At 68.5% G+C, this 15,939-nt stretch carries 11 protein-coding genes; all 11 read left to right on the forward strand.

Annotated elements, in window-relative coordinates:
- Complete coding sequence (eccB, locus tag ABD108_RS17780) at positions 1-1,602, forward strand: type VII secretion protein EccB (RefSeq protein ID WP_343930963.1); 1,602 nt, start codon at positions 1-3, stop codon at positions 1,600-1,602.
- Positions 1,599-5,819, forward strand: a complete 4,221-nt coding sequence (gene eccCa, locus ABD108_RS17785) for a type VII secretion protein EccCa (protein ID WP_343930964.1) — start codon at positions 1,599-1,601, stop codon at positions 5,817-5,819. Before eccB ends, eccCa begins: the two co-directional genes overlap by 4 nt.
- A gap of 95 nt (positions 5,820-5,914) precedes the next feature.
- Complete coding sequence (locus ABD108_RS17790) at positions 5,915-6,205, forward strand: PE family protein (RefSeq protein WP_305110388.1); 291 nt, start codon at positions 5,915-5,917, stop codon at positions 6,203-6,205.
- 11 nt (positions 6,206-6,216) lie between these two features.
- Positions 6,217-7,554 (forward strand): PPE family protein, encoded by a 1,338-nt coding sequence (locus ABD108_RS17795; protein WP_305110387.1) that lies wholly within the window; start codon positions 6,217-6,219, stop codon positions 7,552-7,554.
- A 74-nt stretch (positions 7,555-7,628) separates the two neighbouring features.
- On the forward strand, positions 7,629-7,937 hold the full coding sequence (locus ABD108_RS17800) for a hypothetical protein (protein ID WP_305110386.1): 309 nt from the start codon (positions 7,629-7,631) through the stop codon (positions 7,935-7,937).
- Between the two features lie 52 nt (positions 7,938-7,989).
- Positions 7,990-8,277, forward strand: a complete 288-nt coding sequence (locus ABD108_RS17805; RefSeq protein ID WP_305110385.1) for a hypothetical protein — start codon at positions 7,990-7,992, stop codon at positions 8,275-8,277.
- A gap of 75 nt (positions 8,278-8,352) precedes the next feature.
- Complete coding sequence (locus ABD108_RS17810) at positions 8,353-9,216, forward strand: ESX secretion-associated protein EspG (protein ID WP_220656934.1); 864 nt, start codon at positions 8,353-8,355, stop codon at positions 9,214-9,216.
- Between the two features lie 79 nt (positions 9,217-9,295).
- Positions 9,296-11,014: a MinD/ParA family ATP-binding protein gene (locus ABD108_RS17815; RefSeq protein ID WP_343930965.1), complete on the forward strand. Its 1,719-nt coding sequence runs from the start codon at positions 9,296-9,298 to the stop codon at positions 11,012-11,014.
- Between the two features lie 4 nt (positions 11,015-11,018).
- Positions 11,019-12,605 carry a type VII secretion integral membrane protein EccD gene (gene eccD / locus ABD108_RS17820; RefSeq protein ID WP_305110383.1) on the forward strand — a complete coding sequence of 529 codons (1,587 nt, stop codon included), beginning with the start codon at positions 11,019-11,021 and terminating at the stop codon, positions 12,603-12,605.
- Positions 12,606-12,638: 33 nt separating this feature from the next.
- Complete coding sequence (gene mycP / locus ABD108_RS17825; protein WP_305110382.1) at positions 12,639-14,051, forward strand: type VII secretion-associated serine protease mycosin; 1,413 nt, start codon at positions 12,639-12,641, stop codon at positions 14,049-14,051.
- The coding region (eccE, locus tag ABD108_RS17830) for a type VII secretion protein EccE (RefSeq protein WP_343930966.1) at positions 14,048-15,939 on the forward strand (1,892 nt) is incomplete at its 3' end. The genes mycP and eccE, both read left to right, overlap by 4 nt.

Below are 15,939 nucleotides of genomic sequence, written 5' to 3' on the forward strand. Positions count from 1 at the left end.
ATGGCGGACATCAACCCCGATCCGAACAACCCCAAATCCGGCCTGCAGGAACGGGTTCGCGGCTTCCGGCTCACCTCCAAGTACCAGAAGTCGGGCGAATCGTATCTGCAACGCCGCAACGAGGAAGCACTGGTACGCAGGGACACCCGCTGGATCGACGACGTCAAGAAGTACCAGGGATCGCCCCTCTACGTGGCCCTCGCCGCCGGTCTCGTGGTCGCGCTCGGCTGCATCATCGCCGCCGTCATCTTCCCCGCGGGCAAGGTGGGCGACGGTGACCTCATCCAGGACAGCCAGACCGGCGCCCTGTACGTCAAGGTCGGCGATGCGCTCAGCCCCGTGCCGAACGTGACCTCCGGCCAGCTCATCGTCGGTTCGCCCGCCAAGCCCGTCCAAGCCAAGTCCGCCGAGATCGAGAAGATGCCGCGCGGACCGATGGTCGGTATCCCGTACGCACCGAACGTGATCCGCAACTCCGATAGCCGGGATTCGAAGTGGGCGGTGTGCGACACCACCGCCACGGGTGCCGCGGTGCCGCTCGATCCGAACACCGGCCTTCCCACGACCGCGACATCCGCGGTCAAGGTGACGCTCATCGGTGGCGATCTCTCGCCCGCCGAGGGCACCGACGACATCGCCGGCAACGCGGCCCGGGTGGTCTCCTTCGACGGCCAGACCTGGCTGCTGTACCAGGATCGAGGAGTGGTCGCCCGAGCACGTCTCGACCTGCGCAACTCGGCGATCCGGGAAGCTCTCGGCATCCGCATCGACGAGAAGGTCATCCCCATGTCGGCGGGGCTGTTCAACGCCCTCGCCTCCCGCGAACCGATCGACGTCCCGCCCATCGTGGACGCCGGTAAACCCGCGCGGTTCCCCAACACGGAGCGGATCCTCGTGGGAACGACGGTGCGCGTGCCGACCGTCGACGGTGGCTGGACCTACTACGTGGTGGCCGCGGACGGCATCCAGCAGGTCTCGCAGACCGCGGCATCGATCCTGCAGACGGCTTCACCGGTGCGTAGCGGGGTCGTCGAGATCGACAGTGCCAAGGCGAATCAGTGGCCGAAGGTGGGCGGCCGGATCGCGGTGGACCACTTCCCGTCGGGCACCGTCCGGATCGTCGACGCCGCGGCCGACCCCGTCACCTGTTACTCCTGGGCGCGCAGCGGCGATCAGCCCACCGCTACCCAGCGGGTGATGGTGGCGCGCACCCTGCCGCTCACCCAGCAGCAGAACGCCGCCCGCATCCGGCTGATCGGCGCACCGGCCTCGCAGGGGACCATCGCGGACGATGTGTACATGCCCGCGACCACCGGCCGCTACGTCTACGTGACGGGCTCCGCGGCGGACACCCGTGAGCAGGGCGGGCAGTTCTGGGTGGCCGATACCGGGATCCGTTACGGCATCGACGATCAGGGCAGCAACCAGCAGGGCAGCTCGGCCAAGGCGCTCGGACTGGCGAATCCGGTTCCGGCTCCGTGGACCATCGTGAGCCTGTTCGCGCAGGGCCCGACCCTCTCCAAGGCCAGTGCCTCGATCAAGCACGACGGTGGCCCCGATGATCCGGTCGTCGCGACCATCGACCCGAAGGGGGCGAAATGAGTAGGCAGGTCTTCGAACCGCCGCTCCATCCCAAGAAGGAGCCCCGGGTCATCAAGAAGGAGGTCGAGGTCCGCACGCCGGACACGATCGACGAGGTGGACCCGCCCGGTAAGTGGCGCACGGTGATGATGCCGGTGGTCATGGTGGTGGCCGTGCTCGGCATGCTGTTCATGATGATCCGCATGAACCGGGGCTTCAACCCGGTGATGCTGCTCATGCCGATGATGCTCCTGTTCGGCATGTTCGCGTACATGGGCGGCGGCCCCGGCGGCAGTGGCGGCAAGTCCCGCGCGCAGCTGCTCCACGACCGTAAGCAGGCGAGCCGCTCCATCGGCGCTTCCCGGGAGAAGGCCCTCGCTCGTGGCCGGAACTATCACGAGGCGCTCCAGCACGCGTATCCCGATCCGGCCGTGGTGACCTCACTCATCGGCGGGGAACGCATGTGGGAGGTCAACGGAGGCGACGAGGAGCGCAAGAGCCGGTTCACCGCCGCACGGTACGGCCGCGGCCGCATCGTGCCCAAGGCCAAGCTCCGCACCCCGGAGGCGCCCGACGGCGAGTTCCTCGATCCGGTGCAGTGGACGGAGACCGTCAAATTCCTGCACACCCACTCGACGGTCGCGGACATGCCCCTCGCGCTGACGCTCCGCAACTTCCCCCTGCTCGGGGTCGGTGGCGATCGCGAGCGTGCAACGGGAATGGTGCGGGCGATGATCGAGCACCTCACCATCACGCACGGTCCGGATCGCCTGCGTCTCGCGGTGGTCACGGACCAGCCCGACGGGGGCCCGTGGGAGTACACCAAGTGGCTGCCGCACGCGCAGCATCCCACGCTGGTGGACGCCCTCGGATCGCGGCGGATGGTGTACGGCAACTGGACCGACTTCCTCGACGAGCTCGCGGGCGGTGATGATGCACCGTCCGGCGACGGGAGCCGGGTGGTCGACTACTCGCGCCCCTTCACCACGGAATCCGAGGTCTCGGGCAGGACGCGGCACACCGTCGTGATCGTGGACTCGGCCGAGCGCGCACGACTCACCGACCAGGCCATCGCCTCGCTCGCCGATGTCACGTGGATCCTGCTGAACCCGCCCGACGGCGTGGTCGACGGATTCCCGCACGCGGTGCAGCTCACCGTGGACCCCGCCGGGATCGTGACGCGCTGGGACTCGGATCTGCCGCTGGAGTCGCCCAAGGAGATCGCACGTGCGGACTACGTCGATGCCGTCGACGCCCACACCGCGGCGCGGAAGCTGGCCCGGTGGGAGCTCGAGACCACGGCGTCACTGCAGTCGAAGGAGCGGCAGGACACCGGCCGTGACTGGGCCAGCCTCGTCGGCGTGGAGGATCCCGGTGCGATCGACGTGGTGCAGTTCTGGCAGCGGATCAAGCGCTTCGACGATCCGCGCCGCCTGAACTTCCCCATCGGCTTCGCGCCGGACGGCAGCCGCATCCACCTCAACATCCGCGAGGCCAGCCAGGGCGGTACCGGCCCCCACGGCGAGATGATCGGTACGTCCGGCTCCGGCAAGTCGGAGTTCCTGCGCTGCCTCGTTCTCGATGCGTGCCTGTTCCATTCGCCGACGATGCTCAACCTCCTGCTCGTCGACTTCAAGGGCGGTGCGACCTACCAGGGGATGGAGGACATTCCGCACGTCGCCGCCGTGGTCACCAACCTCGAGAAGTCCGAGAGCATGGTCGACCGCATGATGGAGGTGATCACGGGCGAGCTCAAGCGGCGTCAGCAGATCTTCGACGATGCCGCGGCGAAGTACCCGTCGTTCAACATCATCGGACTCACCGAATACGAGAAGGCGCGGGAGTCCGGGCACTGTCCGGACCTGGAGCCGATGCCCGCACTCGTCGTTCTGATCGACGAGTACACCGAGTTGCTCGAGGCCAAACCGGAATTCGTGAACATCTTCTCGCAGATCGGCCGCGTCGGCCGCTCCGTGGGCGTGCACCTGCTGCTCGCGTCCCAGAACGCGGAGATGGCCCGGTCCCGCGGACTCGAGTCGAACATCCACTACCACATCGCACTTCGCACCGGCACCGCCGGCGATTCCCGTGCGGTGATCGGTGTGCCGGATGCGAAGAACCTGCCGGGCAAGCCGGGCAACGGCCTGATGAAGACCCTGCACGAGGACGATCTCATTCGCTTCTACGCGGGCTTCACCGGCAAGCCGTACTTCGCGCCCACCGTGATCGAAGCGCCGGTGGTCAAGGAAGCCCCGGTCGTGTCGACCACGGCTCTCGCCTCCCGCGGATTCACCGCGGGCAGTGTCGACATCCCCGACCTCGACGTGTCGATCCTGGAAGAGGAAGAGGTGGTACGCACCGAGGAGGAGATCCGCGCCGCGCCGACCGTCTTCACCGTCGTCAAGGAACTGCTCACCAACGCACCGGCGCGACCGGCGTACAAGCCCTGGCTCCCCGAGCTGACGACCACGACGCTTGATGCGGTGGAACCGTCTCTCGCAGAGGATGAGTGGCAGGCTCCCACACCCACCACGCCGGCGTCGCTCAAGATCCCGTTCGGTGTCTTCGACGATCCCGCTCGGCACCAGCAGCCGGTCTGGCATCTCGATCTTTCGGGCGGCCAGGGCAACGTGCTCATCTACTCCGGGCCGCAGAAGGGTAAGACGACTGCCGCGATGACCCTGGTCACGTCGCTGGCGCTGACCCATTCGCCGGAGCAGGTGCAGTTCTTCGTCGTCGACTACACCGGTGGCGGCTGGATGCGTCTGGAGGATCTCCCGCACATCTCCAAGATCGCGACGCGGTCCGAGGAGGACGCGATCAACCGGATCATCACGCAGATGTCCGATCTGATCAACCATCGCGTGAAGCTCTTCCGCAAGTATCGGGTCAACTCGATGGCGGAGTATCGGCGCCTGCGTGCGGATCAGTCCTCGCCGGTGCTGGAGGAGGACGCCTTCGGTGACGTCTTCATCGTGATCGACGGTTTCGATGCGACCGTGACCGAGGGGGGTGTCTTCGAGAACAAGGTGCCGGTGCTGGAGGCGTTGGCCTCCGGCGCGCTCAACTACGGCGTGCACTTCGTGGTCACCACAGCCCGCAACACTGTTCTCCGCGGGTTGTCGAGCCACATGCACACGATCATCGAGGGACGCATCTCGACCGCGAGCTACGACATGTCGGTGGTCAACTCGCAGCGCAACAAGCTCGTTCCTGACAGGCCTGGACACGTCATCACCACCGATCGGGACCTGCTCGCGCTGGTGGCGCTGCCGCGAGCCGACGGCGATCCGACCGCCGGAACGCTGAGTGACGGCATCGCCGAGATCGTCGGCCGCATCCGCCGGGGTAATGCGACCGGTGCGGTGGCTCCTCAGTTGCTGGCGCTGCCCGAGGTGATTCTTGAGCGGGACCTGTTCGCACACCTCCCCGTCGCGACCACTGACCGTGAGCGGGTTCGTCTGCCCTTCGGGATCCGGGAGTCCGACGGTGGCATGGCGATAGCGGACTTCGGCCGCGAAGCGCACATGTTCGCGGTGGGAGAGAGCGGCTCGGGCCGTTCCGGTCTCGTGCACACTCTCATCGAGGCGATCAGTGAGCGTTATCCGACCATCGACGACGGTGCCATCGCTCTCCTGGACCCGAAGCGAGTGCATCGCGGGGCGTTCGCCCCGAACCCCAAGAACATCGGAGTGCACGGATCCGAGTTGGGCGACTTCCTGCAGAAGTGGCAGGACAAGCTCGTCGAATGGATGGGTGAGGGCGAGACGGACCCCATGAAGGTCACGTACCGCCGGATTCCGGACGACATCGACAGTGCGGCGTTGGCGCGCCGCGACTGGTGGACCGGCCCGGAGATCTTCTTGATCATCGATGACTACGACACGGTCGTCGGCCGTGGCGATCGAACGAATCCGATCACGCAAACAGTGAAGTTGATGAACGATGGTGTGATTCGCGGATTCCACGTGGTGCTGATTCTCAACGACGCGGAGTTCCTCTACAAGTCGGGCTCCGATCCCATGGTCCAGTTCATGACGACACAGAGTTCCATGGCACTCGCGATGTCCGCGGACAAGTTCACCGTCGATATCGGCGGTGAGCGCGGGCAGCGGTTCGGGGTGCCGGGACGTGGGCGTTTCCATCCGGGACGTGGCGCGACGTCCGGTCTGGTGCAGGTCGCGTGGAACGGCCTGCGCCGTGGCGAAGCCGATGCGGGGGAGGACCTGTGGGGCTGACGAACTTTCATCGGTGGAATTCCCGAATGGGATTGACTGAAGTGAAGGATTCTGACATTGTTGCAACTTGAAAATGTACGTGTGAGGGGTAGGGCATGGTGGGTTTGAACGTGGCGCCTCTTCAGCTTTTGTCCGGTACTAACGAGGTGATTGGGAACGTCGCCAGCACCTCGGGGCTCGTGGGTGGCGCCGCCGGGACACTCGGCGCGGTCGTGCCCGCCGGTGCCGACGACGTCTCGCTGCTGGTGTCGGCCGGATCCGCTGCGCACGCGGCCAATTATCTGGCCGTCACAGTGGTCGATCACGCCGAGGTCGCGCAGTACGCGGTGAGCCTGTCCGCGGTGGCTGCCACGTACATCGCCGCCGATAACGCGGTCAAGTTCTAGCGGGTGCGGAGATGACCTTTCCAGCGCTCCCGCCCGAGGTGAACGTCGGGCGGCTGATGTCCGGGGCGGGGCCGGCGCCTGCCACCGCCGCCGCGGCCGCGTGGTCGGTCGTCGCGTCGGCGGCCAGCGCACGGTCGGCGTTCCTGACCTCATTGCTCCCGCGGCTGGCCGCATCCTGGCAGGCCCCGGAGACGGCATTGATGACCCGGAATGTGGCGATGTACCTGGCGTACAACGAGGCGCTGCGGGTGCAGGCACTTCTTGCCGCAACGAGGCACACCAAGCAGGCTGCTGACTACTCTGCGGCGCTCGCAGGAATGGCGCAGCTACCCGAGATCGTCCAGAACCAGGTGACGCACGGGGTGCTGCAGGCGACCAACTTCCTCGGCGTGAACACAGGTGCGATCGCCGCGAACGAGGCTCAGTACGCGGGGATGTGGGCGCAGAACGCGGCCATGATGTTCGGCTACCTGGCCAACTCCATGGCCAATATGACCTTCGAGCCCTTCATTCCCCCCAAGCCGATCGCCAGCCCCGTCACCGCTCCGATCGCACCTGCCGCGGCCGGTGCCGCTTCGGTCGGTGACGCCGTGGTCACGAAGCTGGCTCTGGCGGCACAGGGCGCGGCCGCGGTCGCGTCGAGCCTTGCGATGCGCGCCAGTGGCACCGTGGTCATCGGCACGAAGATGGTGCAGTCGCTCGCTGCATCGGGGATGCGCGCAGAGGCGGCGGCGAACGAGGCGAATCGTGCGGAGACGAGTGGGAATCAACCCGCCCCCACCGGGACCCAGTTGGGTGCGCAACTGGTGCAGCAGCTCGGGACCGCCGGATTCGCGGGGATCGGCGCCGCGGCATCGGGACTCGTGGGTTTGTCTCAGCAGGTCGGCAGTCAAGCGGTGTCTGTGGGGTCGTCGGTAGCGGTGTCTCAGCCGCTGAGTCAGCTGGTGTCGTCGATCGACACGGAGAATCGCACGGCTTCGGTCGGGTACTTCGGGACCCGCCCGGGATCGCCGGCATTGGAGACGATCGCTCGAGGCGCCGGTGTCAGTGGGGCCGCGAGTGCCGTACGCGGCCAGACGAATTCACCGGTGGTTGCGCCGGCCACCTGGCAGACGGGTGGACTGACGGTCGCACCTCCGCCGCCGCCCCCGCCGAGGATCTTCGCGGAACCCCTCCGCGTTGCTCAGCCGGTGAGCAGCACGGCGCCGGTCGCTCGATCGAAAGGGCGCCAACGAGAGCGAGTCGTGGTCCCGCCCACTGCCGCCGTTCCCATCCCCGTCTACCAGGACGCGCCGCCCGAGTACGAGACGGTTCCTGTTGATGTGCCGTCGACCGGCGAGGGGGGCTGAACCGCGGATCATCCACGCGGCACGCGGCCACTATCGCGTAGCTGACCACCGAGCCAGACAACCTTGGAGAAACGATGCCCTCACCCATTTATCAGATGAATACGGTCGCCCACGCGGTCGGTACGAAGAAGACGGAAGCCATCGCCGAGGAGACGCTGGCGAACATCGCTGCCGTTCGCGCCCAGGCCGAGGCCTACCAGGCAGCGAATGCCGGCCAGACGTCGCTCGCCGCGTTCGCTCACATGAACGAGATCATCGAGGTGTGCAACCGGGAGCAGGAGCGACTGCGTCAGATCGGTCTCTCGCTGCAGCAGAACAACACGATCATCGTCAATACGGATAGCGACGGCCGGGACATCTTTCAGGGGTACGTGGGCACATAAGCCCGCGAACTCACCCATTGAAACTGTGACGTAAGGGAAGACAATGTCAGATGTGATCAGGGTCGACTACACCAACTACGAGACGACCGCACACACCTTGATGGGGGCTGCAGCGAAGGCGGAGGAGCTCATCGCCAGCCTTCAGGCGAACACTGCAGCGAACCTCAGCGATAAGAACTGGTTGGGTAGCGATCAGGTCAGCTACAAGGACGTTCACGATCGCTGCTTGGTGGCCAATCAGAACATCGCCGATGTGATCCGTAAGGCTAGCGGCAAGGTGCAGACTGCTGCCGCCTTCCATCAGGCGGGCCAGGCGCAGGCGGCCACGATCTACTTCTAGATCACAAAGAGAACGATGCTCGGTCACCTTTCGGAGGCTGAGTTGTACAACGACGGGTAAGAGAACGAGGTAGCGGTGCCGGACAACGATTCCGGCGGAAGTCTGTCCGCCTTCGGCGCCTCCGTCGACGAGCTGAATCTCCTGATGCGGCTCGCCGACGTCACTGAGCTGGCTCCGGTGGTGCTCGCGGTGCACCCGAACGTCTACCGCCCCGACGATCTCGCCACTGTGGACCTCGCGGTGCTCCCGGGCCTGATCGAGGCCGGCCTCGTCGACGCGGAAGGTGCCGTCGAGCCCGAGGTGGCTGCGTGGCTGCGTGCGCTCCAGGCGCCCGACGCGGAGATCGCGGTGCGCGTCTTCGAGGGCGAGAGTGCGCTCCGTGGCGCCGTCGTGCGCCGCGATGAGCTGGTAGTCTGCGTCTTCCGCCACGACGACCTGCTGACCGTGCAGGGCTACGGCACCGACGGCGAGGATTTCGACTCGACGGTGGTCGAACCGGTGTGGCGCGTGCTGGGTACCTGCGACCCCGCCGACTTCGATTCGCTCACACTGGACGCCGCGGAACTGGGCGAAATCGTGGCGATGTTCAACCCGGCTTCCGCTGACCCCCGCGGTGAGCGCGAGTTCCGCGGTCGGCTGCGTGAGCACGAGCTGACGCCGTACACCGTGGACATCCTGGTGGACGCTGCCCGATACAGCGGCCGACGCGCGGAGATCGTGTATCACCGCGTGGACTTCAATGGCGTTCGAACCCAAGCACAATGGGCGCTCGGTGTGATGGACACCGGGCAGGGCCGGGTGCTATCGACCACCTCCCGCGGACGGCACGGGCACAACGACGTGACCATCAGCCCGGGTACCAGGCGACGGTTCGCCGAGGGACTGACTGAGCTCGTGGCCCGAGGCGGCTGCGTCGGCTGGTTCGATATAGCAAATTGACAACGCGTGACCAACTCCCCTTCAGCAGTCATTGTGCGTTAGAGTGCAAGCGATTTGACCTGGATGAAAGGTTCATCTGATGAGCGACGGTGCAACGAACGTTCACCTGCCTTTTGCAGAGCAGAACAAGACCGAGGGCGCTCCCGCGTCCCCGACCCCGCAGCCCGTCGCCGGCGCGCTGGCGACCAACGCAACGTCGCGCCCCGTGGTGAACCCCGGAGCGACGAACGCCGAGCCGGCCTCGGCGGACTCCGCACCGGCCACCGGTGAGTGGGAAGAGCCCGACCTCCCCGGCGTCGAGGACGCCGACGAGGCGGGCCCGGTGCCGACCGCAGCTCCGGCGGATCCCACTGCAGCCGTCGCCGCGTCGGTCGCCACCGACGATGAGCGACCCACCATCGAGCAGCCGGTCATCGTCGACGAGCCCGCCGCGGACACGGCGGACAAGCCGGAAGCGGCGCCGGAGAAGCCCGTCGACGAGCCCGTGGCGGAGGCGCCGACGCCCACTCCGCAGCCGCAGGCCCCGCAGCCGGTCCAGCAGGCTTCGCCGCAGGCCGCGCAGACGGTGCCCGTCCCGGCGCAGCAGCCCCAGCAGCAGTGGCAGCAGGCGCAGCCCGGACAGCAGCACTTCGGGCAGCCGCACACCGGTCAGTTCCAGCAGCCGCAGTTCGGCGGCCAGCCGCCGACGGGCCAGTTCCAGGCGCCCGTGCAGGGCCGGCCGCCGTCACCGCTGCCGTTCGGCCAGGCCGCCCCCGGACAGGGCGCGCAGCCGCAGCAGCAGCACGCGGGGATGCCGATGCGCCCCATGGGGGAATCGGTGTCCGCGCCGATGTCGACCGCCTCCTCGTCGTTCCAGCAGCACATCCGCATGTCGGAGTCCGCCGTCCGGGTCACCGGGTGGCGCGCCTGGCTCAAGCGCATGGGCATCGACGTGGGCCCCAGCACTTCCGAGCAGGAGCACGCGGAGCTGGTGCACCGGATCCGTGTACCGAAGAACAAGTTCCACGTGACCAGTGTTTTCGCGGATTCCGCGGGTGGCACCCTGCTGGTGGGCGTGCTCGGCCAGATCCTCGAGCGCACCCGCGCCGATAACGTGGTCGCGCTCGACCTCGACCCCGACGGTGGCGATCTCGACCAGGTGACCGCGTGGCACCAGGGCGGCTCGACGGCGCGCACGCTCATTCAGCAGAGCGACCTCTCGGACCGCAACCAGGTGGACAAGCACCTGGCGGTGACCCCGACGAATCTGCACGTGCTGCCCACTCCGTGGCGCTTCAACGGCCGCGACGTCACCGACTACGACGACGTGCTGGACCTGTACTCGATCTTCCGGCCGCACTACAGCCTCGCCCTGGTCGACGCCGGCCGCGGCCTGCAGACCGTCACCGGCACCGGCGTTCTCGAGATCTCGTCGGCGCTGATCCTGCCCGCCTCCGCCACCACCCGTGGTGTGCGCAAGGTGGCCGCAACGATCGATTGGCTGCGGCACCACGGCTGGCACGGCCTGCTGGCCAACACGATCGTGGTCATCAACCACACCAAGAAGCGCGGCAGCGTCACCGTCGAGCAGTTCGACGAGCTCTTCCGCGCCGGCCAGAAGCTGCGGGTCCACGAGATCCCGTACGACCCGCACCTCGACGCCGACATGCCGATCGATCTCGACCTGCTGAAGCCGCGCACCGTGCGGGCCTTCGAGCTGCTCGCGGCCGATCTGGCCGACACCTTCAACTCCGGGTACGAGCCGCCCGCCGCCACCAAGCTGGCCGAACTCCAGGTGCGCTCGCACGAGGGACGCTGACCCGATGGCGTTTCCGATCACCCCCGGCGCGCCCGGGGGCGCACCGTCGCCGGATCCTTCCGGCACGCCCACGGGCAAACCGGCAGTGCCGGAGCAGGTGCGGGTCCTCGTCGAGGTAGGGGAGAACTCCGTCGAGCGGAGCCTCCTGGCCCGCCGCCGCCTTTCCGTGGTGATGGACTCCGTGATTCCCGGGCTGGAGCAGATCTTCCCCGATCACGACTTCAGCACCACCGGTGCCTGGACCTTCGCCCGCGAGGGTGGAACGCCGCTGTCGCGGGACAAGTCGCTGGCCGACGCGGGCGTGCTCGACGGTGATCGCCTGATCCTCGCGGAGACCTTCTCCAACCAGACCTTCCGTCCGCTCATCGAGAGCACCGCGGACGCGATCCAGGAGTTCTGCCGGCAGCGATTCCGCCGGTTCAGCGCGGGGACTGCGCGCACCCTGGGACTGATCGCGCTGGTACTCGGTGCCCTGGTCTTCGCGACACTCGTCCTGGTCGCGTGGAACGCCGATTCCAGTGTGCTGTGGTGGTTCCCGGTGGCCGCGCTGGCATCGATCGGTGTCGTGTCCGCCGCTGTCTCGGCCGACCGGCAGTACCACTCGCAGCAGGTGGCGTACGCGCTGCAATTGGCTGCGGCACCGGTCCTGTTCTCCGCGGGGTTCGTGCTGATCCCGCCGGACGGCGGTGTCGACGGCGCGTTCACCGCGGCCAATGTGCTCACCGGCGCCATTCTCACCCTGATCGGCGTCGTGGTCCTGGGCCGCAGCAGCGGTCTCGGAGCGGCGGTTCTCGCCGGTATCGGACTGGCCGCTGCGGCCACCATCGTGGCGAGCGCGCTGTTCGCGTACACGCCCTTGGGGCGCCCCGCGATCCCCGCGATCGGCGTGGTCAGCGGTTTGCTGCTAGCCAACTGGGTACAGGGTTGGGCGCTGATGCTCGCCCGCGTGCGGCCGGACGCCCTGCCGCCGCCCGGTGAGGACATCGACCGTTCCGAACTCGACGTGGCCTACCACGTGGACACCTTCGACGACGAGAGCACCACCGAGCTCGCGCGCGGCGACGAGAACACCGCACTGGAGCGGAGGTCGCGGACCGCGGCCAAGCTGCTCACCGGCTTCTACGTGGCGGTCGCCGGAATCCTCGTGGTCTCCGCGCTCACCATCCTGGTTCCGGATACGCGCTACTTCTGGGGCGAGGTGGTGATCGCGGTCCTGGTCTCGGCGATCTGCGTGCTGCGTGGCCGCACCCTGCACGACCGCATTCACGCGACGGTCTTCTTCGTCGCCGGATTCCTCATCGCCGCCGGGCTTTCCATCATGCTGGTGGCAGCGGTCCCGTCGAACATCGGTCGGCTGGCCGTGATCGTGGTGAGCACCGTGGTCCTGCTGGCCTTCGGGGCGGGTGGCCTGCTCCTGGCCGATCGTGTCTCCGCGGAGGAGGGTGCGCTCGCCAAGCCCCTGTCGGCGCGCCTCATGGGCCGCATCGAGCTCGGCGAGAAGACGGCGATCTTTGCCGTGGTCCTGTTGGCGCTGTGGACCACTCGGCTGTTCGCCTTCATGCGTGAACTCGACCTGTCCTTCCTGAAGTAGATGGGCACCACTGCCGTGCCGATCGTGAGGAGGGTGAGCGCCGTGGTGGCGGTCACCGCGGTGGTCTCGCTCATCGGAGGATGGGTGCCCGCCGCATCGTTCGCGGTGGTCCCGCCCGTCGCCGATCTCGGCGGCGCGCCCCCGGACACCGACGGTCCCGAGCGTCCGCTGCGGTACAACAATCCGCGATGCGTGGATCCGGGCATTCTGCCGAACTCGAACCTCGCCGCGGCCCCGGCACCGTCGACCACCCTGCGGATCGACGAGGCGCAGAAGTTCTCCACCGGAGCCGGAGTGACCGTCGCGGTGCTGAGCACCGGGGTGCGCCCGCAGGCGCGGCTGCGCGCCCTCGACGGTGCCGGCGACAACATGAACCCCGCGGACCGCGGCCTGATCGACTGCGACTCCACCGGAACGCTGGTAGCGGGCATCGTGGGCGCCCAGCCCGCGGCCGGTGACGGATTCGTCGGTGTTGCACCGGATTCCCGCGTGCTCTCGATCCGGGTGGACTCCACCGCCTTCTCGCTGCAGAACTCCCCGGCGGACAACGAGGACCCGAACGCTTCGCGTGCCGCCGTGACGGCGCGCAGCATCGCCCGCGCCGTGGTGCGCGCCGCCAACCGCGGCGCCCGGGTGATCGTGATCCCCGAGCCCGTGTGCATGGCCGCCGACGCCCAGTTCCGGCAGCGTGAGATCGGTGGCGCGGTGGCCTACGCCACCCAGGTCAAGGACGCGCTCGTGATCGCGGGGGCCGGCGCCACCGACCGCAAGGGCAGCAACGGGGGCGGGAACGACTGCAAGGCCAATCCCGACCCGGACCCGGGCTCGCCCGACGATCCGCGCGGCTGGCGCCGGGTGAGCTCGGTGGCCACACCGAACTGGTTCGACGGCCTGGTGCTGTCGGTGGGAGCGACCACGGCCGAGGGCGCTCCGCTGCCGGGTTCGCTGAACGGGCCCTGGCTCGATGTGGCCGCTCCCGGTGCGGGACTGGTGTCGCTCAACTCGCGGGTCGGGGACGGTGTGGTCAACGGACTGCCCTCCGAACGCACCCTGGTGCCCTTCGCGGGCCCCGAGTTCGCCGCCGCCTACGTCGCGGGCACCGCGGCACTCGTGCGGGCCCGGTATCCGCAGATGCGGGCCAAGGACGTGGCCGCGCGGATCGTGGCCACCGCCCACGCACCGGGGCGGGGCACCGATAACAAGGTGGGGCGCGGCCTGATCGACCCGGTGGCCGCGCTGACCGCGAAGGTGCCGGAACAGGGCGTGGACATCGACGTGGAATCGGTGGAGAAGCTGCTCCTGCCGCCGCCCGCGCCGTCGCCGGACACGCGGCCCCGGCAAACGGCGGCGATCGTGGCCGGCGTGGGACTGGCGATCGTGATCGTGCTCGCCGCGGTGGTGGCCCTGGTGCGACCGCGGCGCACCGGCAAGCGGAGGACGTCGTGACGACCGAGATGCAGCAGGCGGCACCGACGGATCCGGTGCCGCCCCATCCCGAGGTGATCCGGCTGCGGCGTTCGGTGGGGATCAGTGTGACCCTGCGCCGCGCGCTCGTCTGGGCGATCCTGTCGGGAGTCTTCGTGGCGATCACCGCCGGACGATGGCCCACCTGGGCGGTCGCCACGGTCGTGGTGATCGGCGCGCTCGTGGCCTTCGTCTCGGTGCACGGCTCGGTGCTCAGCGAGCGGATCGCGGCGCGCTACCGGTACATCCGCCGTCGCCGTGACGGCTACGACGGCCTGCCCGGCCGGGTCGTGGACGTCGACGGTTGCGGCGTGCGGTGCGGCGACGGCTACGAACTGGTGTCCGCGATCGAACTCACCGCCGATCTCGCGGAGACCCGGCTGCGGGACGGGCGCGCCTACGCCGCCGACACCGTGCCGCTGGACCTGCTCGCCTCGATGATGACGCAGTACGGGCTCGACGTGGACATCGATGTCTCCTCGGCCGGCCGACGCGTGCCGCCCGGCCCCGCCTACCGCGCGTCGTACGCGCAGGGCGTGCGTTTCTACTCGGCGATCGCGCAGCGCTCCACCTGGCTGGTCCTGCGGGTGAACACCCGCCGCAACCTCGCCGGGATCGTGCGCCGCGGACCGTCGCGCACTGCGGGACCCCAGGCGTTGATGGCCGCCACCCGCCGCCTCGAACAGCGTCTGCAGGAGCGCCAGATCCGCGCCCGCGTGCTCCCGGCCGCCGAACTGGCGAGCCTGGATTCGCTGCTCTCCTTCGGTGCCGACGCGCGCCGCGGTGAGGAGGAGTGGGATCACATCTCCTACGGAAATGCTTTCGCCACGACGTATTTCGTGGATCCCGGGCGGATGTCCACCGAGAAGCTGGACCGCTGGTGGGGCCTGGACACCGATGGCACCGCTGTGGTTCTGCGGCTGCGCAAGGCCTCGGCGCAGGCGCCCGTGGAGATCAGCGGCCTGGTCCGGTACGACACCGCGACTGCGCAGATCGACAACCACGACGACACACTCATCCTGCTGCCGGGGCGGCAGCGGGAGTTGGCCCTGGCGACACTGCCCGGGGGCGAGACCAGCGTGGTGGACCTTCCCTCCGCGCCGCTCGACGAACTCGCCGCCGTGGAGATCCCGGTCGGGCCGGCCGGACCGGTGTGGGGAATCGCCGACGGTGCCGCGATCGCGCTCCCGCTCTACGACGCCTCCCCGGTCCCCGAGACCCTGCAGGTGGAGTTCGCGACCGATCTCACCGCGGTACAACTCATCCTGCTCCGCTCGGTGGGCGCGGGCGCCTCCGTCGCCGTACACACCGCCCGCCCCGAGCGCTGGCTGATGCTCGCGAACACGTTGGCCGATCCGTCGCGGTTCCGGATCGTCGAGGCAGGCGATCGGCGGCCCGCCGACCTCACCGTCTTCGACGGTGTCGAGGTGGACGCGGTGCCGGAGCGCACATTGCTCACGGTGCGGGCACCGGGTGAGCAGACCAGCGAGAAGGCCGACGTCGCCGTCGAGCAGCTGACACCGTCCACCGTCCGGGTGCGGATCGGGCGCCGGGCTCCGATCGACATGGTGCTCAACGCCACCGACGAGGAGCTGCGGTACTGCGACGTGGTGGTCCCGCCGCAGGCGTCGAGCACGAGCGAGCTCCCCGTGCAGCAACGCGTGCCGCGTGCTGCGCCGACGCCGCCCCGGCACGTCCCCACCGCGCCGCCCGCGCCGTGGTCCCGAGCGATTCCCCCGCGTGCTCCGGCTGCGCCCACACCACCTGCACCCGCCACACCACCTGCACCCGCGGCACCCGCACCTGCGGCACCGCCCGCGGCATGGCGACCCGCGGCCCAGGCCCCGCAGCCCGCGCCCGCGGCGCCACC

This window comes from Tsukamurella strandjordii (assembly GCF_039525985.1).
Lineage (GTDB): Bacteria > Actinomycetota > Actinomycetes > Mycobacteriales > Mycobacteriaceae > Tsukamurella > Tsukamurella strandjordii.